The following is a 1826-nucleotide window of genomic DNA, read 5'->3' as shown; positions in this document are numbered from 1 at the left end:
ATGGATGGTACCTCTATTCAACCAAACACGGACAGGAATCGCTAACCGCAAATTCCACGAAATTCGGGACTATCTCTGTCAGCGGTCAGTGTGGAATCAGCCTTCGGGCGTTGGGTAGTTTGAGCCGACGCTGACGAGCGATGTACAGGTTGAGTTGCGGCAAACGCGCTCGTACTCATGGCCATCAATGGTAGGGCAAGCACTACACTGGCCGCGCGCAACGATACAAAACGCGATTTCACGATAATTTTCATCCTTCCTTTGGACGAGGAGGCATTGTCTCCCCAAGAACGGGCACCTATCGCAGTATCTAAACTTATCGTTGAGGGTGTATTTTGCCGATTGATGTGCCGGTTTCTGTAAAATCGGGTGGCAAGTGTCTGACGTTCGATTATGGGACAGGGCATCGGTTTATGATGGAACAATCACGAATCGGTGTCATTGCCCACTCGATGCAAGATGCTGTGCGATATCAGAATCCCGGGTCGGTAATTCCCCATGCCGTCGTCGTCGACGACGCCACGGGAACAGAGTTGGCAACGGTCGATAAACCACCCCAGATAAAGACACTCATCACGGCCCCTATGACCAAAACTCGACGCAACATAACGCTACCCCCTTTGTTTAGCCAACCGGTGTTGCCTTGTACGGCCCTCGATTCGACAGTACATTGAAACGTGGATTCACAACGTGCATAATTTTCACAAGCGTGAATGTTAAATGGGGGTAGAAAATAATGGATACGGCGAAAGGAAGAGCCATTCGTGAGGCTCGTAAAGCAAAGAAGTTGTCGCAGGAAGCACTGGCTCGGGACACTTGCGACCGGTCAACGATCAGCCGCATCGAACGCGGGGAGTATGATCCCCCAACCGATTTGTGGCGTCGACTAGCCAATCGGTTGGACCTTCCTGCCTCATTGCCTCCGGATTACACCGGCACACGCCTAGCCACTGCACCCCACACCGCTATGAGGGAGATTCGTATTGCGCTTTTGAGCAACCGCCCGAATGAAGCCATCCAGAATGCGAGTACAACGTTTTGGACTTTACTTGAGGCGGGGAGTGTGGATGTGGCCGTTGACTTTGGACTAGAATTATTAAGGGTATTTAAGGAGACGGATTTATACAACGATCGTGAATGGATTCCGTTGATATCGGCGCTTTTATTTCATCAAGTCAGTCGCCGCGCTTATCACGATGTCTTCCGTTTGGGATTAGTTCTCCAGCGACTAAACGGTAATGTCGGCCGCTACGATGACGTTGTGACAATGGGGCGGATATTGGCATCAATGAACCCTCCGTTGAACATTCGTGTGGAATTGTTAGTCGGAATGGGGACGGCGTATCTACGAGCAGGCAAACCAGCCGATGCTCTTTTCACCTTTGATCAGGCCGTCGAAGGGGTAAGCATGTCACAGAGCGAGACGGTCTATGCACGCGCCCTGCACGGCTTAAGTGCTGCACATTTGTCCCTGCAAGGATGGAACAACGCCACGCATTTTGCAGCGCAGGCTTCGTTGCACTATCAAGCCATCTCGCACGAATTCTATTGGCTCGCCCGACAAAATTGGGCAAATGCAACGTTACAAGATAAAAAGGGAACCGACGTTGGGCTTGATGTGTTGCGGGAGTGCGCTGAACACTGGATAGACGAACAGCGCTACGCTGAATTTCTTTCGGTTGCCGAAGATATCTTTGTCTGGGGTAGACGCTATGCGCCGACTTTGGCCGAGGATACATTAAACACAGCACTAGGAGAGTTTTCATAAAGTCGCAAACCCAGACCAGGAGCGCACTTCAGGCCGCCCATCAGGGCAGCTTTGTAAC

Annotated in this window: 2 protein-coding genes; one reads left to right on the top strand and one right to left on the bottom strand. The window is 51.4% G+C overall.

The genetic code is table 11. From position 1 onward, the window contains the following. Positions 1-472: 472 nt before the first annotated feature. A complete protein-coding gene (locus HIJ39_RS24790; RefSeq protein ID WP_275107406.1) occupies positions 473-607 on the bottom strand; it encodes a hypothetical protein in 135 nt (44 codons plus the stop codon). 129 nt (positions 608-736) lie between these two features. Between HIJ39_RS24790 and HIJ39_RS22685 the strand changes: the two genes are divergently transcribed. Further along, on the top strand, positions 737-1768 hold the full coding sequence (locus tag HIJ39_RS22685) for a helix-turn-helix transcriptional regulator (RefSeq protein WP_169103301.1): 1032 nt from the start codon (positions 737-739) through the stop codon (positions 1766-1768). The last annotated feature ends 58 nt before the right edge of the window (positions 1769-1826 follow it).

Source organism: Sulfobacillus harzensis (assembly GCF_012933365.1).
Lineage (GTDB): Bacteria > Bacillota > Sulfobacillia > Sulfobacillales > Sulfobacillaceae > Sulfobacillus_B > Sulfobacillus_B harzensis.
The sequence above is the reverse complement of the archived record's forward strand: the minus strand, read 5'-3'. Positions and strand labels throughout refer to the sequence as shown.